Annotated in this window: 13 protein-coding genes and 2 pseudogenes; 7 read left to right on the forward strand and 8 right to left on the reverse strand. The window is 71.5% G+C overall.

All coding sequences use genetic code 11. The annotated features are described in order from the left end of the window. Positions 1-32 precede the first annotated feature (32 nt). The gene (locus ACFZDC_RS33685; RefSeq protein WP_391329759.1) at positions 33-551 is read right to left on the reverse strand and encodes a hypothetical protein; all 519 of its coding nucleotides are present in this window, start codon (positions 549-551) and stop codon (positions 33-35) included. Between the two features lie 307 nt (positions 552-858). On the opposite strand from ACFZDC_RS33685, the gene ACFZDC_RS33690 reads away from it, so the two are divergent. The 3 genes from ACFZDC_RS33690 (at position 859) to ACFZDC_RS33700 (ending at position 8,208) form a co-directional block, all read left to right on the forward strand. Beyond that, complete coding sequence (locus ACFZDC_RS33690) at positions 859-1,212, forward strand: thiamine pyrophosphate-dependent enzyme (protein ID WP_391329870.1); 354 nt, start codon at positions 859-861, stop codon at positions 1,210-1,212. A 146-nt stretch (positions 1,213-1,358) separates the two neighbouring features. Beyond that, a complete protein-coding gene (locus ACFZDC_RS33695) occupies positions 1,359-5,615 on the forward strand; it encodes a HAMP domain-containing protein (protein ID WP_391329761.1) in 4,257 nt (1,418 codons plus the stop codon). A 193-nt stretch (positions 5,616-5,808) separates the two neighbouring features. Continuing rightward, complete coding sequence (locus tag ACFZDC_RS33700) at positions 5,809-8,208, forward strand: SpoIIE family protein phosphatase (RefSeq protein ID WP_391329872.1); 2,400 nt, start codon at positions 5,809-5,811, stop codon at positions 8,206-8,208. Between the two features lies 1 nt (position 8,209). On the opposite strand, the gene ACFZDC_RS33705 is transcribed toward ACFZDC_RS33700, so the two are convergent. The 3 genes from ACFZDC_RS33705 to ACFZDC_RS33715 form a co-directional block, all read right to left on the reverse strand. Continuing rightward, on the reverse strand, positions 8,210-8,560 hold the full coding sequence (locus ACFZDC_RS33705) for an STAS domain-containing protein (protein WP_391329764.1): 351 nt from the start codon (positions 8,558-8,560) through the stop codon (positions 8,210-8,212). Between the two features lie 10 nt (positions 8,561-8,570). Continuing rightward, positions 8,571-9,020 (reverse strand): ATP-binding protein, encoded by a 450-nt coding sequence (locus tag ACFZDC_RS33710; RefSeq protein ID WP_391329766.1) that lies wholly within the window; start codon positions 9,018-9,020, stop codon positions 8,571-8,573. Positions 9,021-9,143: 123 nt separating this feature from the next. Beyond that, a complete protein-coding gene (locus tag ACFZDC_RS33715; protein ID WP_391329768.1) occupies positions 9,144-9,317 on the reverse strand; it encodes a CsbD family protein in 174 nt (57 codons plus the stop codon). Between the two features lie 131 nt (positions 9,318-9,448). Between ACFZDC_RS33715 and ACFZDC_RS33720 the strand changes: the two genes are divergently transcribed. Both ACFZDC_RS33720 and ACFZDC_RS33725 read left to right on the forward strand, forming a co-directional pair. Further along, positions 9,449-9,913 (forward strand): MarR family transcriptional regulator, encoded by a 465-nt coding sequence (locus tag ACFZDC_RS33720; RefSeq protein ID WP_391329770.1) that lies wholly within the window; start codon positions 9,449-9,451, stop codon positions 9,911-9,913. A 149-nt stretch (positions 9,914-10,062) separates the two neighbouring features. After that, positions 10,063-11,699, forward strand: a pseudogene (locus tag ACFZDC_RS33725) (MFS transporter). A gap of 154 nt (positions 11,700-11,853) precedes the next feature. Here ACFZDC_RS33725 and ACFZDC_RS33730 read toward each other — a convergent pair. The 3 genes from ACFZDC_RS33730 to mgrA form a co-directional block, all read right to left on the reverse strand. Then, positions 11,854-12,474 (reverse strand): VTT domain-containing protein, encoded by a 621-nt coding sequence (locus tag ACFZDC_RS33730; RefSeq protein WP_391329772.1) that lies wholly within the window; start codon positions 12,472-12,474, stop codon positions 11,854-11,856. A gap of 74 nt (positions 12,475-12,548) precedes the next feature. Then, complete coding sequence (locus ACFZDC_RS33735; RefSeq protein ID WP_391329774.1) at positions 12,549-12,734, reverse strand: hypothetical protein; 186 nt, start codon at positions 12,732-12,734, stop codon at positions 12,549-12,551. A 103-nt stretch (positions 12,735-12,837) separates the two neighbouring features. Further along, a complete protein-coding gene (gene mgrA, locus ACFZDC_RS33740) occupies positions 12,838-13,881 on the reverse strand; it encodes an L-glyceraldehyde 3-phosphate reductase (protein WP_391329776.1) in 1,044 nt (347 codons plus the stop codon). 303 nt (positions 13,882-14,184) lie between these two features. On the opposite strand from mgrA, the gene ACFZDC_RS33745 reads away from it, so the two are divergent. Further along, a complete protein-coding gene (locus ACFZDC_RS33745; protein WP_391329778.1) occupies positions 14,185-15,033 on the forward strand; it encodes a chitosanase in 849 nt (282 codons plus the stop codon). Positions 15,034-15,279: 246 nt separating this feature from the next. After that, the gene (gene pgm, locus ACFZDC_RS33750) at positions 15,280-16,920 is read left to right on the forward strand and encodes a phosphoglucomutase (alpha-D-glucose-1,6-bisphosphate-dependent) (protein WP_391329780.1); all 1,641 of its coding nucleotides are present in this window, start codon (positions 15,280-15,282) and stop codon (positions 16,918-16,920) included. A 72-nt stretch (positions 16,921-16,992) separates the two neighbouring features. Here pgm and ACFZDC_RS33755 read toward each other — a convergent pair. Further along, a pseudogene (locus tag ACFZDC_RS33755) lies at positions 16,993-17,466 on the reverse strand (GDSL-type esterase/lipase family protein); the annotation flags it as partial. Between the last annotated feature and the right edge of the window lie 101 nt (positions 17,467-17,567).

The raw sequence follows: 17,567 nt of genomic DNA on the forward strand, positions 1-17,567 counted from the left end.
CAGTTCCACGCTCTTGGCGAAGTACCAACGGCTCAGGGCGTTGCGCGGCCGGTGCCGGTGCCGGTGCCGGTGGAGCCACCGCCAGGCCTGCGTGCCCCTGCGCGCGAGGCCGGGGAGCGTCGCGCACCACGATCCGGTAGGCCTCCTCCCGCGACAGCAGCGTGCGCGCCTGCTCGTACCCCGTCCGCCGTCCGCCGTACCTCAGCGGTGTCCCGACCGTCCGGCAGCCGGCGTCGGTCGGCCGCCTGCAGGCCCGGACGCGCCCGCTTGGTGGGGCCGAGCGCGGTGCGGGTGGGCTGGCTGCGCAGCCGGTCGCACAGGTGCTGCTCCGGTCCCGGCCCGGTGAGCCACCGCTCGAAGAACGGATAGCCGTACAGGGAGAGGACGGCGGGCAGCATCACGCCCGGCGGGAGCGACCAGTGGTCGGGGAACGCCTTGCGTAGGAACTCCCTGCCCGCGGACGAGACCGGCAGCCGCTGGTCGAGCGCGGTCACCAGCCGCTCGCCCCGCCCCTCGCGCCTGGGCGAGCGCCGCTCGTCGGACACCGCCACTGCGTCTCGCCTTCCGCCCGGTTCCGGGCCCCTCACTGTGGGTGCTCTGATTCGAGCCCGGCACGGGTGCCCCCGCTCCGCTCGTTCGAAACGGTCCGGGCGGGGCCGGACGGGCGGGTCCGTTTGCGGCGGTGGGCGTGGGGCTGTCCGATGGCCCGCACGGACTTGCCGGCGGTCGTCGAGGAGGTCGCCGTGGTGGATGTGTCCGAGGTCGTCGCCGCCAGGCTGCGGTCGTGGGGTGTCGAACGCGTACGGCGTGCCCGGACGCTGCGGGACCTCGCTGGACTGATGGACGCGGCATCTCCGACTGCGCAACGGCACGTGCTCCCTGCTGTCGGGACACCTCGGTCTGCCCGGCGCGGCCGTCCCCTACGCGGTCGCCGCGCGGTTCGCCGCACCGGGCCGGCCGGTGATCGCCCTGGTGGATGACGGCGCCTTCCGGAGCGGCGTACTGAACATCGTCACATCGTCGTGGACGGCGAGATCCGGCCGGACCGGGCGGCCCGGCCGACGGGCATGGCGCGGGCCGGCCGTACCGGCGCCGTACGGTGATCAAGCCGTGAGGTGCTCAAACTTCTTCGTCTACCCCCGTTCCCGGGCTCCACACTCCCGGATTTCATCCTCGCCGGGGGATGTCCCGTGGCTTTGTCCGCGGTCGTGAATGTGGGTTAGCCTGCGACGTATTTCTCATCACGCACTTCCGTGAACTGCGGAAATGCATTCATCGATTCCGGGTCAGGCCGTGTGCCCGGTTGTGGTTCCGAGCCCTCTGCCCGAGGGCTCCTGGGGAGCGGAACGAGGGTGCGCATGGCCGGCAAGGCGACCGGGACGATCGAAGCGGTCCCGGGTGAAAAGGAACTGAGGAGACTCCTCGCGGGGCTGACCGCCGTACGCGACGGAGACTTCGGCACGCGTCTGCCCGACGACGCCAGCGGACTGATGGGTGACATCGCCACGGTCTTCAACGGCATGGTCGACCAGTTGTCGGTGTTCACCTCCGAAGTGACGCGCGTGGCCCGCGAGGTGGGCACCGAGGGTACCCTCGGCGGACAGGCGGAGGTACCGGGGGTCTCCGGCACCTGGGCCGACCTGACCGACTCCGTCAACGCCATGGCGGGCAACCTCACCACCCAGGTCCGCGACATCGCACAGGTCGCGACCGCCGTGGCCAAGGGCGACCTGTCGCAGAAGATCGATGTGCCCGCGCGCGGCGAGATCCTGCAGCTGAAGGAGACCGTCAACACGATGGTCGACCAGCTGTCCGCCTTCGCCGACGAGGTGACCCGGGTCGCCCGAGAGGTCGGCACCGAGGGGCGCCTCGGAGGACAGGCCCAGGTGCCCGGAGTCGCCGGTGTCTGGCGCGACCTGACCGACTCGGTCAACTTCATGGCCGGAAACCTGACCAACCAGGTGCGCAATGTCGCCCAGGTGACGACGGCGGTGGCGCAGGGTGATCTGTCGCAGAAGATCACCGTGGATGCGCGGGGCGAGATCCTGGAGCTGAAGAACACCATCAACACGATGGTGGACCAGTTGTCGGCGTTCGCGGACGAGGTGACCCGGGTGGCCCGCGAGGTGGGCACCGAAGGACGCCTCGGGGGGCAGGCGGACGTCAAGGGCGTCAAGGGCACCTGGCGCGACCTGACCGACTCGGTGAACTTCATGGCCGGAAACCTGACCAACCAGGTGCGCAATGTCGCCCAGGTGGCCACGGCGGTGGCGCAGGGTGATCTGTCGCAGAAGATCACCGTGGATGCGCGGGGCGAGATCCTGGAGCTGAAGAACACCATCAACACGATGGTGGACCAGTTGTCGGCGTTCGCGGACGAGGTGACCCGGGTGGCCCGCGAGGTCGGCACCGCCGGGAACCTCGGCGGACAGGCCACCGTGCGCGGAGTCTCGGGCACCTGGAAGGACCTCACCGACAACGTCAACGTGATGGCCTCCAATCTCACCGGCCAGGTCCGCTCCATCGCGCAGGTCGCCACCGCCGTGGCCCGCGGTGACCTCTCCCAGAAGATCACCGTCGAGGCCAAGGGCGAGGTCGCCGCGCTCGCCGACGTCATCAACACCATGGTCGACACGCTCTCCGCGTTCGCGGACGAGGTGACCCGGGTCGCCCGCGAGGTCGGCACCGAGGGCCGCCTCGGCGGCCAGGCCCATGTGCCCAACGTGGCCGGCACCTGGAAGGACCTCACCGACAACGTCAACTCCATGGCCAACAACCTCACCGGTCAGGTGCGCAACATCGCGCTGGTGACCACCGCGGTGGCCCGGGGCGACCTGTCGAAGAAGATCGACGTGGACGCCCGCGGCGAGATCCTCGAACTGAAGACGACCATCAACACCATGGTCGACCAGCTGTCGGCCTTCGCCGACGAGGTGACCCGCGTCGCTCGCGAGGTCGGCACCGAGGGCCGCCTCGGCGGCCAGGCGGAGGTCGAGGGCGTCTCCGGCACCTGGAAGCGCCTGACGGAGAACGTCAACGAACTCGCGGGCAACCTCACCCGCCAGGTGCGCGCCATCGCCGACGTGGCCAGCGCCGTCGCCGAGGGGGACCTGACCCGGTCGATCACCGTCGACGCGTCCGGCGAGGTCGCCGACCTCAAGGACAACATCAACTCCATGGTGGGGTCCCTGCGCGAGACCACCCGGGCCAACCAGGAACAGGACTGGCTCAAGACCAACCTCGCCCGCATCTCCGCCCTGATGCAGGGCCACCGCGACCTGCCGGTCGTCGCCGAGCTGATCATGGACGAGCTGGTGCCCCAGGTGTCCGCCCAGTACGGCGCCTTCTACCTCGCCGATGACGGCCCGTCCGGACCCGAACTGCGGCTCGTCGGCTCCTACGGCCGGCCCGAGGACGACACCCGGCCCGTCCGGATCCCCTTCGGCCGCTCCCTGGTCGGCCAGGCCGCCCGCAGCCGCCGTATCATCGCCGTGGACCAGCTGCCGCCCGGGTACGTGACCATCTCCTCCGGGCTCGGACAGGTCGAGCCCACCGTTCTGCTGCTGCTGCCCGTCGTCTTCGAGGAGCAGGTCCTCGGCGTCATCGAACTCGCCTCGGTCGCCCCCTTCACCCCGGTCCAGCAGGACTTCCTGCAGCAGTTGGTGGAGACCATCGGTGTCAACGTCAACACGATCGTCGCCAACGCCCGCACGGACGAGCTGCTCCAGGAGTCGCAGCGTCTGACCAGCGAACTGCAGTCGCGCTCCGCCGAGTTGCAGGCACGGCAGGAGGAGTTGCAGCAGTCCAACGCCGAACTGGAGGAGAAGGCCTCGCTGCTGGCCGAGCAGAACCGGGACATCGAGGCGAAGAACCTGCAGATCGAGCAGGCCCGGCAGGAACTGGAGGCCCGCGCCCAGCAGTTGTCGCTCGCCTCGCGGTACAAGTCCGAGTTCCTCGCGAACATGAGCCACGAGCTGCGCACCCCGCTCAACAGCCTGCTCATCCTGGCCCAGCTGCTGGCCCAGAACCCTTCCCGCAACCTCACCCCCAAGCAGGTCGAGTACGCGGGCATCATCCACTCCGCCGGCTCGGACCTGCTCCAGCTCATCAACGACATCCTCGACCTGTCCAAGGTCGAGGCCGGCAAGATGGACATTAATCCCGAGCGGGTCCCGCTCAAGCAGCTCATCGAGTACGTCGAGGCCACGTTCCGGCCGATGACCTCGCAAAAGAGCCTGGACTTCACCGTCACCACCGCACCCGGCGCCCCCGCCGACCTGCTCACCGACGACTCCCGGCTGCGGCAGATCCTGCGTAACCTGCTGTCCAACGCGGTGAAGTTCACCGAGCAGGGCGGTGTCGAACTGCGGATCGAACCCGCGCCCGACGAGGAGGTGCCCCAGGGCGTGCTGCGCGGCGGCACCATCGTGGCCTTCCGGGTGAAGGACACCGGCATCGGCATCCCGGATCAGCAGCGGGAGACCATCTTCGGCGCCTTCCAGCAGGCGGACGGCACCACGAGCCGCAAGTACGGTGGCACCGGCCTCGGCCTGTCCATCACCCGGGAGATCGCCCAACTCCTCGGCGGTGCCGTCACGGTCGACAGCACACCCGGCAAGGGCAGCACGTTCACCCTCTTCCTGCCCGTCGCCCGGGCGGACTTCGAGGAATTGCTGCGGGGCGGCCGGAATGCGCCGCAGCAGCTGGAGGCGCCCCGGGCCGACGAGCTGCCCGAGCGGGAGCCCATGGCCGACCCACGGCCGGGTGCCGCCAAGGGGCAGCGTCCGCGCCGCCTGCTCGTCGTGGAGGAGCGCCTGCGCGGCCTGCTCACGCTCGTCGCCGAGAGCGTCGTCGGGGACCTCGCGCACGGCCCGGGCGGCACCCCCGTCGACATCATCACCGCGGTCGGCGCGCAGGAGGCGGCCGGTGCGCTCGCCGCGGAACCCTGCCACTGCGTCGTCGTCCAGCTCGGCGCGTCAGACGGGGAGTCCGCCCGCTTCCTGCAGGCCCTGCGCGGCGACTCGGCGCTGGCGAGCGTGCCCGTCCTGGTACACAGCTCCTACCGCATCGAGCAGCTCACCGAGGACGGCGCGGGCGGCTCGCTGGAGTACCTGTACAGCCTGGACGAGCTGCGCGAACGGATCGCCCTGCACCTGTCGGCCGAGGAGCCCGGCGAGGTGCTCACCCTGGTCCGCGGCGACGAACCGCAGCCGGCGGCGCCCCACCCGGTCGACGAGAGCAACCGCGGCCGAAGCGTCCTCGTCGTCGACGACGACGCCCGCAACCTGTTCGCGCTCAGTGGCATCCTGGAACTGCACGGCTTCCGTGTGCTGCACGCGGAGAACGGCCGCAAGGGCATCGAGACGCTGCTGAACAACCCGGACGTCGAACTTGTTCTGATGGACGTGATGATGCCCGAGATGGACGGCTACGCCGCGACGGCCGAGATCCGCCGGATGCCGCAGTACGCCGACCTGCCGGTCATCGCCGTGACCGCCAAGGCCATGCAGGGCGACCGGGAGAAGAGCCTCGCCGCAGGTGCCAGCGACTACGTGACGAAACCGGTGGACACGCATGACCTCATCGCCTGCGTCCGGCGCTGGCTGCCCGCATGAGGACGCCCCTGCCAGCCCCACCGTCCGCCGGCCGAGGAGCACGTACACGGTGAACGCCTACGACCCGTCGTCCGAACCCGCGGCACCCGCCGCGGGCTCCGCCGACGCCGACACACCGGACATCCCCGACGCACCGGACACCCCCGACGCGTCCACCCCACCGCGGGCTACTGCAGCTGCCGACACGCCGGACCTGGTCGACGGGCTCGTCACGCCGGAGCCGGCCGACCTGGACCTGGACCTGGACCTGGCCGAGGTGCCCGCCACCTCGCCCGTCGGCCGACTCGCGGCGACGGTCGAACGGCTGCGCCAGGAGGTGCGGGCGGCACAGGCCGAGGCCGACGGCCGGGCCCTGATGGAACTGGCCAAGGGCATCCTGGTGGAGCGCCTCGGCTGCGGCCCCGCCCAGGCCGCCCGGCAGCTCGCCGAGCTCGCCGAGCAGGCCCGGGTGACCCCGCTGGAGTTCGCGGTGGAGGTCATCAACCAGGCGGCCCGGGACCGTGTCTCGGAGGTGACCGGCGCCTTCCTGGCCGCCACCTCGGATTCGGCCGCGCCGGTCGAGGAGTCCGCCGCCGTGCGGCTGCGGGCCGCCGAGAGCGGAGTCCTCGCCGCGCACGACACCCAGGCGGTGGCCGACTCGCTGCTCCAGCACGCGCTGGGGCCGCTGGGTGCGGTGGCCGTCGCCGTCTGGGCCGTGGGCTCCGACGGTTCGCTGACCCTCGCGGGCAGCGCCGGGTTCCCGCCGGCCGAGGCGGCGCGCTGGCGCTACGTCCCGCCGGACGTGGCCACGGTGGCCCGACGCGGCCTGACCGAGCCCGACGGGCTCTGGCTGCCGTCCCTCGCCGGGTCGGGGCTGCCCACCGTCGGACGGCGGGACTTCGCGGACGGTGCGCGGGTGGCCGTACCCGCCGGGGCGGGCGGCCGGATCCTGGGCGTCCTGGAGATCGCCTGGCCCAAGCCGGAGGGCCCGCAGCCGCCCCCGGTGGTCCGCCAGGTGGAAGCGCTCGCCGAACTGTGCGCGCACACCCTGGAGGCTCACGCGCTGCTGCCCGGGGCCGCGCAGGAACCCCGGGTGCTGCCCGACGCGGCGGAACTGATGGACCTGGCGGACGGGCTGCACGACCCGGCCCTGGTGCTGGTGCCGCACCTCGACGAAACCGGGCAGCTCGTCGACTTCCGCATCCAGCACGTCAACAGCCACTTCCTCGACCCCGCGGGCCGGCCGCGGGCCGTGATCAACGGCGCGCTGCTGCTGGAGGCCTACCCGATGGCCGCGGGATCCAGCGAGCTGTTCCAGCGGGTGGAGCGGGTCCACGCCACCGGCGAGGCGTTCCGCGCCCACCGCATGCGGCTCACCGCGCTGGTCGATGAGGTGCCGCTCGCGGCCGTCGCCGACATCAGCATCAGCCGGCACGGCGCCAGCGTGCTGCTGATCTGGCGCATCGAGGACGAGGCGGCACGCCTGGCCAGCCTGCTCCAGCACGCCCAGCGGCTCGGCCGCATCGGCGGCTTCGAGGAGAACCTGCTGACCGGCGAGATCACCTGGAACGGACAGCTGTTCGATCTTTACGGCCGCCCGCCCACCAGCTCCCCGGTCCCGCTGGAGGACCTGCCCGCGCACGCCCACCCCGACGACGCCGTCACCATCCGCCGCTTCCTGCGCACCCTGCTGCACCAGCGGCGTCCGGCCTCCGCCGCGTTCCGGCTGCTGCGGCCGGACGGAGTGACCCGGCACATTCGCGTGGTGGCCGAACCCGTCCTGGACACCTACGGCCAGCTCTTCGTCGTGCGCGGTGCCTACCAGGACATCTCCGCCCAGCACTGGACCGAGGTCGCCCTCGCCGCCACCCGCGACCAGCTCGCCCACACCGAGCAGCAGGCCGACGAGCGCAACCGCCTGGCCCTCCAGCTCCAGCACGCCATCATGCCGCCCACCCAGACCCCGCTGCAGGTGCCCGACCTGCAGGTGGCGGTGCGCTACCGGCCCGCCGAGACCGAGCAACTGGTCGGCGGCGACTGGTACGACGCCGTCGTGCTGCCCTCCGGGCTGGTACTGCTGTGCGTGGGCGACGTCGCCGGGCACGGCATCGAGGCGGCGACCAGCATGGTCGTGCTGCGCAACGCCCTGCGCGGCCTGGCCGTGACCGGCGCCGGGCCCGCACAACTGCTGTCCTGGCTGAACATCGTCGCCCACCATCTGACCGGGGCCGTCACCGCCACCGCCGTCTGCGGCCTGTACGACGCCGAGCGGCGCACCCTGCGCTGGGCGCGCGCGGGCCATCTCCCGCCGGTCCTGGTCCGGGACGCGGAGGCCGTCGCCCTGCCCACGCTCAAGGGCATGTTGCTGGGCGCCCTGCCGGAGGCCGAGTACGAGGAGACGGAGCTGCAACTCGCGGCCGGTGACACGCTGTTGATGTACACCGACGGCCTGATCGAGCGCCGGGACCGCTCCGTGGAGGAATCGCTGTCGCACCTGCTGACCACGGCCCGCTCGGCGCCCGTCGGCCTGGACCAGCACCTGGACCGGCTGCTCACCTACAGCAGGTCGGACACGGACGACGACACCTGCATCGTGGGGATCCGGGTGGCCTGAGTCAGCCCGTGCCGGTGCCGGGAACCCCGTCCAGGGGGGCGGTGAGGTGGCCGAGGGTGTTGGTGAGGTCCAGCATGCGGTCGAGCGTGGCGGGCCGCTCGTCCAGGTGCAGCAGGGCGCCGGCGGCAGCGGTGCGGCGGCGGACCGCCAGCAGGGCGGCCAGGCCGGAGGAGTCGATGTGGGTGAGCCCGCGGAAGTTCAGGCGTACGTCCCCCACGTCCGGCGCGGTGTCGAGGTGACCGGCCACGAAGTCGACCAGTTCGCCACAGGTGTCGTAGTCGAGGTCGCCGGCGATGTGCACGGTCAGCCCGGTGGTGCCGGGGTCTGCGATGAGTTTCAGCTGAGAGGCCACGGCAACAGGTTTACACGGTCGGCCCGTTGGTGAGGGCGACGGTGGTGGTGACGCGCTTGCCCCGGGTCAGCGGAGTGACTTCCAGTCCGTCGCTCAGCATGTTCACCAGTTGCAGTCCGTGTCCGCCGATGCGCCGCGGATCAGGAGGGCGCTGCCGGGGCGGCTCGGCGGAGGTGTCCATGACGGTGATGCGCAGTGCGGCGGCGTCGGGGGACAGCTCCAGCCGGAGCGCGCACGGGCCCGGAGCATGCTGCACCGCGTTGGTGACGAGTTCGCTGACCACGAGCTGAGCGTCCTGGACCGCCCGCCGTGCCGGTGCGGGCCGGGCCCGCGACAGCAGGACGCCGACGGCGTCTCTCGCGTCGGCGATGCAGGGCACGCCGGCGTTCCAGGTGCGGGTGTGCCGCAGGGGCGCGGGGCGCGTCCGCGTCGTCGCATGAGTGCTCAGCGGGATGTCCATGCTTGGCTGCCCTTTTCCTCCGGGGGTCAGGGTCCCCTCGTGACACGGCGAGGCAGGCCGGAGAATCCGATCCAGGGATTCCCCGAGCCTGCCCCGGTGCGTTGTCCGATTCAGCGCTGGACGTCAGTGCTTGAAGACGTCCTTCGTCTTCTCCTTGGCCTGCCGGGCGTCGCCTCGCGCGGCCTCCATGCGGCCCTCGGCCTCCATGCGCTCGTTGCCGACGGCGCGCCCCGCGGTCTCCTTGACCTTGCCCTTGGCCTGCTCCGCCTTGGCCTTCGCCTTCTTGTTGCCAGCCATCGGATGTCACATCCCCACGTCTCTTAGGTGTGCGGTCCACCTTCGGCTTGCCACTCAGCGGCGGTCCAAACGACCGTGATTACTAACTCTTGATTGAACAGTCCAGGCTGATAAACCTACTGTTAGTACCTGTGGACACGAAGGACAGGAATCAGGACCGGGGCGAGGACACCGAGGAGGCCGCCGTGCTCGCCGCCGCGCTGCGGCTGGCCATGGGCCGGATCGTCCGTCGGCTGCGGCAGGCCCACGCCGTCGGCGACGTGACCCTCTCCGGCGTCTCGGTGCTGGCCCGGCTGGCCGCCGCCGGACCCGACTCGCCCGGCTCGCTGGCCGAGCTGGAGCGCGTCCGGCCCCAGGCGATGGCCACCACGCTCGCCGGGCTCGAACAACGCGGACTGGTCAGCCGCACCCCCGACACGGCCGACGGCAGGCGGGCCATCGTGTCGATCACCGACACGGGCCGCATCATGCTGGAGGAACGCCGCTCGGAGTCCGTGGGCCGACTCGCCCACGCCCTGGACGAGTTCACCCCGCAGGAGCGCGCGGCACTGCGTGCCGCGCTGCCCCTCCTCGACCGGCTGGCGGAACGGCTGTGAGCGGGCAGACGCCGCTCCCGGGCGGACCCGCGCACGGCCTGCGCGGCCGTCTGCTCGCCCGCTCGGCCCGCCACCGGGACACGCCGCCGGGCCCCGGCTACAAGTGGATCGCCCTGTCCAACACCACACTCGGCGTCCTGATCGCCACGATGGACGCCTCCATCGTGATCATCTCCCTGCCGGCGATCTTCCGCGGCATCGGCCTGGACCCGCTCGCCGCGGGCAACATCGGCTATCTGCTGTGATGATCCTGGGCTATCTGCTGGTCTCGGCCGTGCTGGTCGTCGTCCTCGGCCGGCTCGGCGACATGTTCGGCCGCGTCCGCATCTACAACCTCGGCTTCCTGGTCTTCGCCTGCGCCTCCGTCGCGTTGTCCCTCGACCCGTTCCGGGCCGGCGCGGGCGCCCTGTGGCTGATCCTGTGGCGCATCGTGCAGGCCTTCGGCGGCTCCATGCTCACCGCCAACTCGGCTGCGATCCTCACCGACGCCTTCCCGGCCCGGCAGCGCGGCACTGCCCTCGGCATCAACCAGATCACCGCGCTCGCCGGGCAGTTCCTCGGCCTGCTCGCCGGTGGCCTGCTCGCCGAGGCCGACTGGCGGGCGGTGTTCTGGGTGAGCGTCCCCGTCAGCGTGACCGGGACCGCCTGGTCTTACCTCAGCCTGCGCGAGACCGCGGCCGGCGGCCGCGGCCGTGTCGACTGGCTCGGCAACATCACGTTCGCCACGGGCGCCGGCATCCTGCTCGCCGGCATCACCTACGGCATCCAGCCCTACGGCGGCCACCCCACCGGATGGACCAACCCCTGGGTGCTCGCGGGTCTGACCGGCGGTGTTCTCCTGCTGCTGGTGTTCTGCGCGGTGGAGACCCGGGTCGCCGAGCCCATGTTCCGGCTGTCCCTGTTCCGGGTGCGGGCCTTCGCCGCGGGCAACCTGGCCGCCCTGCTCACCGCGATCGCCCGCGGCGGGCTGCAGTTCATGCTCATCATCTGGCTGCAGGGCATCTGGCTGCCGCTGCACGGCTACGACTTCGAGGACACCCCGCTGTGGGCCGGCATCTTCATGCTGCCGCTGACCCTCGGCTTCCTGATCGCCGGTCCGATCTCCGGCTACCTCTCGGACCGGTTCGGCGCCCGCCTGTTCTCCACGGCCGGCCTGATCGTGGTCGCCGGCTCGTTCCTCGGCCTGTTGGTACTCCCCGTGGACTTCGCCTACGGCCCGTTCGCGACGCTGCTGTTCCTCAACGGCCTGGGCCAGGGGATGTTCTCCTCGCCCAACACCTCGTCCGTCATGGGCAGCGTCCCGGCCCGCTACCGGGGCGTGGCCTCCGGGATGCGCGCCACCTTCCAGAACTCGGGCACGGCCCTGTCCATCGGTGTCTTCTTCTCGCTGATGGTCTCCGGGCTGGCCTCCTCCCTGCCGTCGACGCTCAGCAGCGGACTGACGGCGCACGGCGTGCCCGCGGGCACCGCCCACGAGGCGGCCTCGCTGCCCCCGGTCAGCACTCTCTTCGCCACCTTCCTGGGCAGCAACCCCATCGGCCACCTGCTCGGCGCGGGCGGCACCCTGGACCACCTGACCGCGGCGCAGCGCGCCACCCTGACCGGCCACACCTTCTTCCCCCGGCTGGTGTCCGGCCCCTTCCACCACGGGCTGACCATCGTCTTCGGCGTCGCCGCGGGCATGGCCCTCGTCTCGGCCGTCGCCTCCGCCCTGCGCGGGGGCCACGAGCCCGCCGCCGACGACACCCCGAAGGGCACCCGTCCGGCGTACGCCCGCAAGGGATGACACCCCCACCGGGCGCGGTCGACTTCCGACCGCTGCTCCTGCTTGCCTTCCGGTGACGGCAGGGAAGGGGGACCGGGCACCGGGGGGCTGCACGCCTTCGCGTACCCGCAGCCCGCGGCGGCCCGGCCGCCTGACGCGGACCTGTCGGCAGCACTCAGAGTTCGCGCCGGCGACGCACCAGGTGACGTGCGACGAAGGCCCCGAGCAGGACGCCGGCGGTCCCGAGGAGGTAGAGCTGGTAGCGGGAGATCTCGTCGTAGACGGCCGTGATGTGGCTGCCCACCAGGTAGGCCAGGGTGGCCCAGAAGGCGACCCACAGCGCCGCGCCGAGCGCGTTGAAGGCGACGAAGCGGCGCCAGGGCATGCCCGTCGTACCCGCGATGATCCCGTTGGCCTGGCGCAGCCCCTCGACGAACCGGGCCACGGTGACGATCTTGCCGCCGTGCCGGCCGAAGAAGTCCTCGGCGGCCTGAAAGCGCTTCGGTGTCAGGAAGACGTACCGTCCCCAGCGGTGCACGGCGGCCCGTCCGCCGCTGCGGCCGATGAGGTAGCCGATGTTGTCCCCGAGCACGGCGGCGGCGAACGCGGTGGCGGCCACCGCGACGATGTTCAGCCGTCCCGCCCCGGCGAGAACGCCCGCGGCGATCAGGATGGTCTCGCCGGGCGCCGGCACCCCGAAGTCCTCCACGAGGACGACGGCCCCCACGGCCCAGTAGCCGTAGTGGCCGAGCAGCGGCGCCAGGTGAGCCAGCGGGCCCGGAAGCGGAGGGGCCATGCCCCCACGGTACGTCGTGGCGGCGCACCGCCCCGCACTCCGGCCGGCGGCGGCAGGGGGCGGGACGGGTGCAGTTACTGGGCGAGAGGGCCGGTGCCGAACTTGTCGTTGCCGGGGTCGGGCTGACAGGTGCGGCACAGTTCGTGTTCCCCGTCGCGGGTGACGACGGTTCCCCAGCCGAGGCAGTGCTCGCAGTTGCGGGCCAGGCCCAGGTCGGGGTGGGGCGGCAGACAGGGGCTGTGGTGGGCTCCGTAGGCCATGCGGTGAGCGGCTCCTTGAAAGTGCGGGGTCGCGGTCCGGATGACTTCCATTATGTCCGACTTTTTCTTTATGTCTATGGCGAGTGTCACTCGGTGCCAGAAATCACCCGAGGTTCCCCAGGCGCGCGTCCCGCCACAGGTCCACGCCACCGTCGGTGGCGTACTTGTCGATCTCGGCCAGTTCCTCGGTGCTGAAGGCGAGGTTCTCCAGTGCGGCCACGTTCTGCTCCAGCTGCTGGGTGCGGGAGGCGCCGATCACCAGGGAGGTGACCCGCTCGTCCCGCAGGGCCCAGGCCAGTGCCATCTGGGCCAGGGTCTGCCCGCGCCGGGCGGCGATGTCGTTCAGGGAGCGCAGTCGCCGCCGCATGTCCTCGGTCAGCCAGGACGGGTCGAAGGACTTGCCCTGAGCTGCCCGTGAGTCCTGGGGCAGACCCTCGAGATAGCGGCCGGTCAGCAGGCCCTGCGCGAGTGCCGTGAACCCGATGACGCCGAAGCCCTCCTCCTGGGCCGCGTCCAGCAGGCCGTCGGTCTCGATCCAGCGGTTGAGCATGCTGTACGACGGCTGGTGGATCAGCAGCGGGGTGCCGAGGTCGCGCAGGATCGCGGCCGCCTGCCGGGTGCGCTCGGCGTCGTAGGAGGAGATGCCCACGTACAGGGCCTTGCCCTGGCGGACGGCGGTGTCGAGCGCGCCCATCGTCTCCTCCAGCGGCGTGCTCGCGTCCAGCCGGTGGGAGTAGAAGATGTCCACGTAGTCCAGGCCCATGCGGCTGAGGGACTGGTTTAGCGAGGCCAGTAGGTACTTGCGGGAGCCGCCGCCCTGCCCGTAGGGGCCCGGCCACATGTCCCAGCCGGCCTTGGTGGAGACCACCAGCTCGTCCCGGTACGGCGCGAGGTCCCGCTTGAGCAGCCGGCCGAAGTTGATCTCGGCAGCGCCGTACGGGGGGCCGTAGTTGTTGGCCAGGTCGTGGTGGGTGATCCCGAGGTCGAAGGCGCGCAGGGCGATCTCGCGCTGGGTCTCGAAGGGGCGGTCGTCGCCGAAGTTGTGCCAGTAGCCCAGGGACAGCAGGGGCAGGTCCAGTCCCGAGCGGCCGGTGCGCCGGTAGCGCATCGTGCCGTCGTAGCGAGCGGGGTCCGCGACGTGGTTCATCGGGTCGTCTCCGGGGTGGTGCCGTAGGGGTGCCCGTCGTGTGCGAAGGGGCCCGTCCACCCTGCGCCTCCATGATTCGTAAGTCCAACCGCCGCCGCTCATGGGATTGAGCAGTGCGGTTTCTGAATCGGGCGGCGGTACGGCACGCGCCCGGGCGTTGTGATATCGGACGGCGTGGCGCCTGTTCAATCCTACGAACTTGCAGCGGCACGGGTTACCGGCTGACGCTGCGTTTGATAGGAAACTTTCCTACCAGTGTGGTGACAGCCAACTCTCCACCCCCCACCCCGATTTGGAGCCCCTGTGGTGCACGCAGACCGCGAATCAGCAGCCTCCGCCCGCCCCTCCCGCCGGACCGTCGTCGCCTTGTTCGGCGCCGTCGCCACCGGAGCCCTGCTTGGCGCCGAGCGCGTCGCGGCGGCACCGTCGGCCCCCTCGGCCGCGCCGGGCCTCGACGACCCGGCGAAGAAGGAGATCGCCATGCAACTGGTCTCGAGCGCGGAGAACTCCTCGCTCGACTGGAAGGCCCAGTACAAGTACATCGAGGACATCGGCGACGGCCGCGGCTACACCGCCGGCCTCATCGGCTTCTGCTCCGGCACCGGCGACATGCTCGACCTCGTCCAGCTCTACACCGACCGCAAGCCCGGCAACGTCCTGGCCAAGTACCTGCCGGCCCTGCGCCGGGTCAACGGCACCGACTCGCACGACGGCCTGGACCCCAACTACCCCAAGGACTGGCGCAAGGCGGCGCAGGACACCGCGTTCCAGCAGGCGCAGAACGACGAACGCGACCGCGTCTACTTCAACCCGGCGGTCGCCCAGGGCAAGGCGGACGGGCTGCACGCCCTCGGCCAGTTCATCTACTACGACGCCATCGTCATGCACGGCGACGGCGACGATCCCACCAGCTTCCGCAACATCCGCAAGCGGGCCCTGCGCAGCGCCAAGCCGCCGGCGCAGGGCGGCAACGAGACCACGTACCTCAACGCCTTCCTGGACGCCCGGGTGTGGGCCATGAAGCAGGAGGAGGCCCACAGCGACACCAGCAGGGTCGACACCGCACAGCGGGTGTTCCTGCGCAAGGGCAACCTCGACCTGAACACCCCGCTGGACTGGAAGGTCTACGGGGACAGTTACCACATCGGCTGATGACCGGGGGCAGGTGCGGCAGGCTCGCGGCGCCCGGGATCAAGAGTGCCGATCCCAGCGCAGTGGCCTGCCGCGCCGTCGTGCGCTGGATCACGGCGACCGCCCGGGCACCCGCGGCCGGGGCGAGGGCTTCGGGCGGGCGGGCCCGGCCCGCCCTCCGTGCCGGTGGCGCACTCGCATGCCGGGCCCCCGACGCGGAAAGATGGGTCCGAGCGATCGATCACACCGATGCGGAGGAGCGGACTCATGCCGCACGAGCGAGCCGGCCGGCCGGCCGGTCCCGAGGATCTTGTCGACGTGGCCCGGCTGGTCACGGCGTACTACACGCTGCACCCCGACCCGGCCGACCCGGGGCAGCGGGTGGCATTCGGCACCTCGGGACACCGGGGATCGTCCCTGGCCACCGCCTTCAACGAGGACCACATCGCCGCCACCAGCCAGGCCATCGTCGAGTACCGCGCGGCCCAGGGCGTGGACGGCCCCCTCTTCCTCGGCGCCGACACACACGCCCTGTCCGAGCCCGCGAAGGCCACCGCCCTGGAGGTGTTCGCCGCGAACGACGTGACGGTGCTCATCGACAGCGCGGACGGCTACACCCCGACCCCGGCGGTCTCGCACGCGATCCTCACCCACAACCGGGGCCGGACCTCGGGCCTGGCCGACGGCGTGGTCGTCACCCCGTCGCACAACCCGCCGGCCGACGGCGGCTTCAAGTACAACCCGCCCAGCGGCGGCCCGGCGCCCTCCGAGGCCACCTCATGGATCCAGGACCGGGCCAACCGGATCATCGCGGGCGGCCTGAAGGACGTGCAACGGCTGACGTACGCCCGTGCGCTGGCCGCGGACACCACTCGGCGGTACGACTTCCTGGGCACCTACGTCGGCGACCTGCCGAGTGTCCTGGACCTCGACGCGATCCGCGCGGCCGGTGTGCGGATCGGCGCCGACCCGCTCGGCGGAGCGTCCGTCGCCTACTGGGGCCGGATCGCCGAGGAGCACGGCATCGACCTGACCGTCGTCAATCCGCACACCGACCCCACCTGGCGGTTCATGACGCTGGACTGGGACGGAAAGATCCGCATGGACTGCTCCTCGCCGTACGCGATGGCCTCCCTCATCGAGCAGCGCGACCGCTTCCGCATCGCCACCGGCAACGACGCCGACGCCGACCGGCACGGCATCGTCACCCCGGACGCCGGCCTGATGAACCCCAACCACTACCTCGCGGTCGCCATCTCCTACCTCTACCGGCACCGCGAGCAGTGGCCCGCCCAGACCGGCATCGGCAAGACCCTCGTCTCCTCCACGATGATCGACCGCGTCGCGGCCGACCTGAACCGCCGACTGGTCGAGGTGCCGGTGGGGTTCAAGTGGTTCGTGGACGGACTGGCGGGCGGCACCCTGGGGTTCGGCGGCGAGGAGTCGGCCGGCGCTTCCTTCCTGCGCCGGGACGGCTCGGTGTGGACCACCGACAAGGACGGCATCATCCTGGCCCTGCTCGCCTCGGAGATCACGGCGGTCACGGACAGGACGCCGTCGGAGCACTACGCCGACCTCACCGCCCGCTTCGGCGAACCCGCCTACGCCCGCATCGACGCCCCCGCCTCACGCGAGCAGAAGGCGCTGCTGGCGAAGCTGTCCCCGGCCCAGGTCACCGCCGACACCCTCGCCGGGGAGCCGGTCACCGGCGTCCTCACCGAGGCGCCGGGCAATGGCGCGGCCATCGGCGGGATCAAGGTCACCACCGCCAACGCCTGGTTCGCGGCCCGTCCTTCGGGCACCGAGGACGTCTACAAGGTCTATGCCGAGTCGTTCCTCGGCCCCGACCACCTCGCCCAGGTACAGCAGGAGGCCAAGGCCGTGGTCCTGTCCGCGCTCGGCGGCTGACTCCGCCCGGCCGTACGACGGCCTCCGCCACGGGTGCGTCTCCCCGGGGTGCGGAGGCCGTCGGCGCCAGGCTCAGCCGCGTCCGCGTCCCTGCTCCAGCCGGTCCAGCACGGCCTGTGCCATGGCTGCCTCGCCCGTTGCGTTGGGGTGGGCGGGGGCCGCGGGCGAGGCCGGCTGCAGCGGCTCGATCCAGCGGTCCGCGGGCGCCTTGCACATGTCGTGGCCGACCGTGGGGCCGTAGGTGTCGGCGTACTCGGCCCGGTCCCACGCGGCCACCAGGCGCAGCATCTGGTTCAGCCGCTTCTCGGTGTCCCGCAGATAGGCAAAGTCCCGCTGGGCGAACGGCACCGAGGGGAAGCAGCCGCTGCCGTCGTCCGGCAGCAGGTCCGGGTAGCCGACGAGGAGCACCCGCGCGTGCGGCGCGCGGGCGTGCACCGCACGCAGCACCCGGTCGATCTGCGGCGCGGTCTCCAGGACGGTGAGCGCCAACCGGTCGTAGCCGGCGGCCTTGTAGAAGCGCTCGCAGGGATTGCCGGTCGGGTCCTGGCATGGAAATCCTCCCCCTGCGCCGGGACATCGCGGCGGTCCGCACCGAAGAGCGGTCCCCGCGGTCAACTCGGTCTGTATACCAGTCCGGTAGGTCTCCC

This window comes from Streptomyces sp. NPDC007905 (assembly GCF_042959345.1).
Classification (GTDB): domain Bacteria; phylum Actinomycetota; class Actinomycetes; order Streptomycetales; family Streptomycetaceae; genus Streptomyces.

Coding starts and splice junctions, on each gene's coding strand:
- mgrA (WP_391329776.1), bottom strand. CDS start 13,881: ATGAACCACGTCGCGGACCCCGCTCGCTACGACGGCACGATGCGCTAC.
- ACFZDC_RS33710 (WP_391329766.1), bottom strand. CDS start 9,020: ATGGACATCCCGCTGAGCACTCATGCGACGACGCGGACGCGCCCCGCG.
- pgm (WP_391329780.1), top strand. CDS start 15,280: ATGCCGCACGAGCGAGCCGGCCGGCCGGCCGGTCCCGAGGATCTTGTC.
- ACFZDC_RS33730 (WP_391329772.1), bottom strand. CDS start 12,474: ATGGCCCCTCCGCTTCCGGGCCCGCTGGCTCACCTGGCGCCGCTGCTC.
- ACFZDC_RS33695 (WP_391329761.1), top strand. CDS start 1,359: ATGGCCGGCAAGGCGACCGGGACGATCGAAGCGGTCCCGGGTGAAAAG.
- ACFZDC_RS33715 (WP_391329768.1), bottom strand. CDS start 9,317: ATGGCTGGCAACAAGAAGGCGAAGGCCAAGGCGGAGCAGGCCAAGGGC.
- ACFZDC_RS33735 (WP_391329774.1), bottom strand. CDS start 12,734: ATGGCCTACGGAGCCCACCACAGCCCCTGTCTGCCGCCCCACCCCGAC.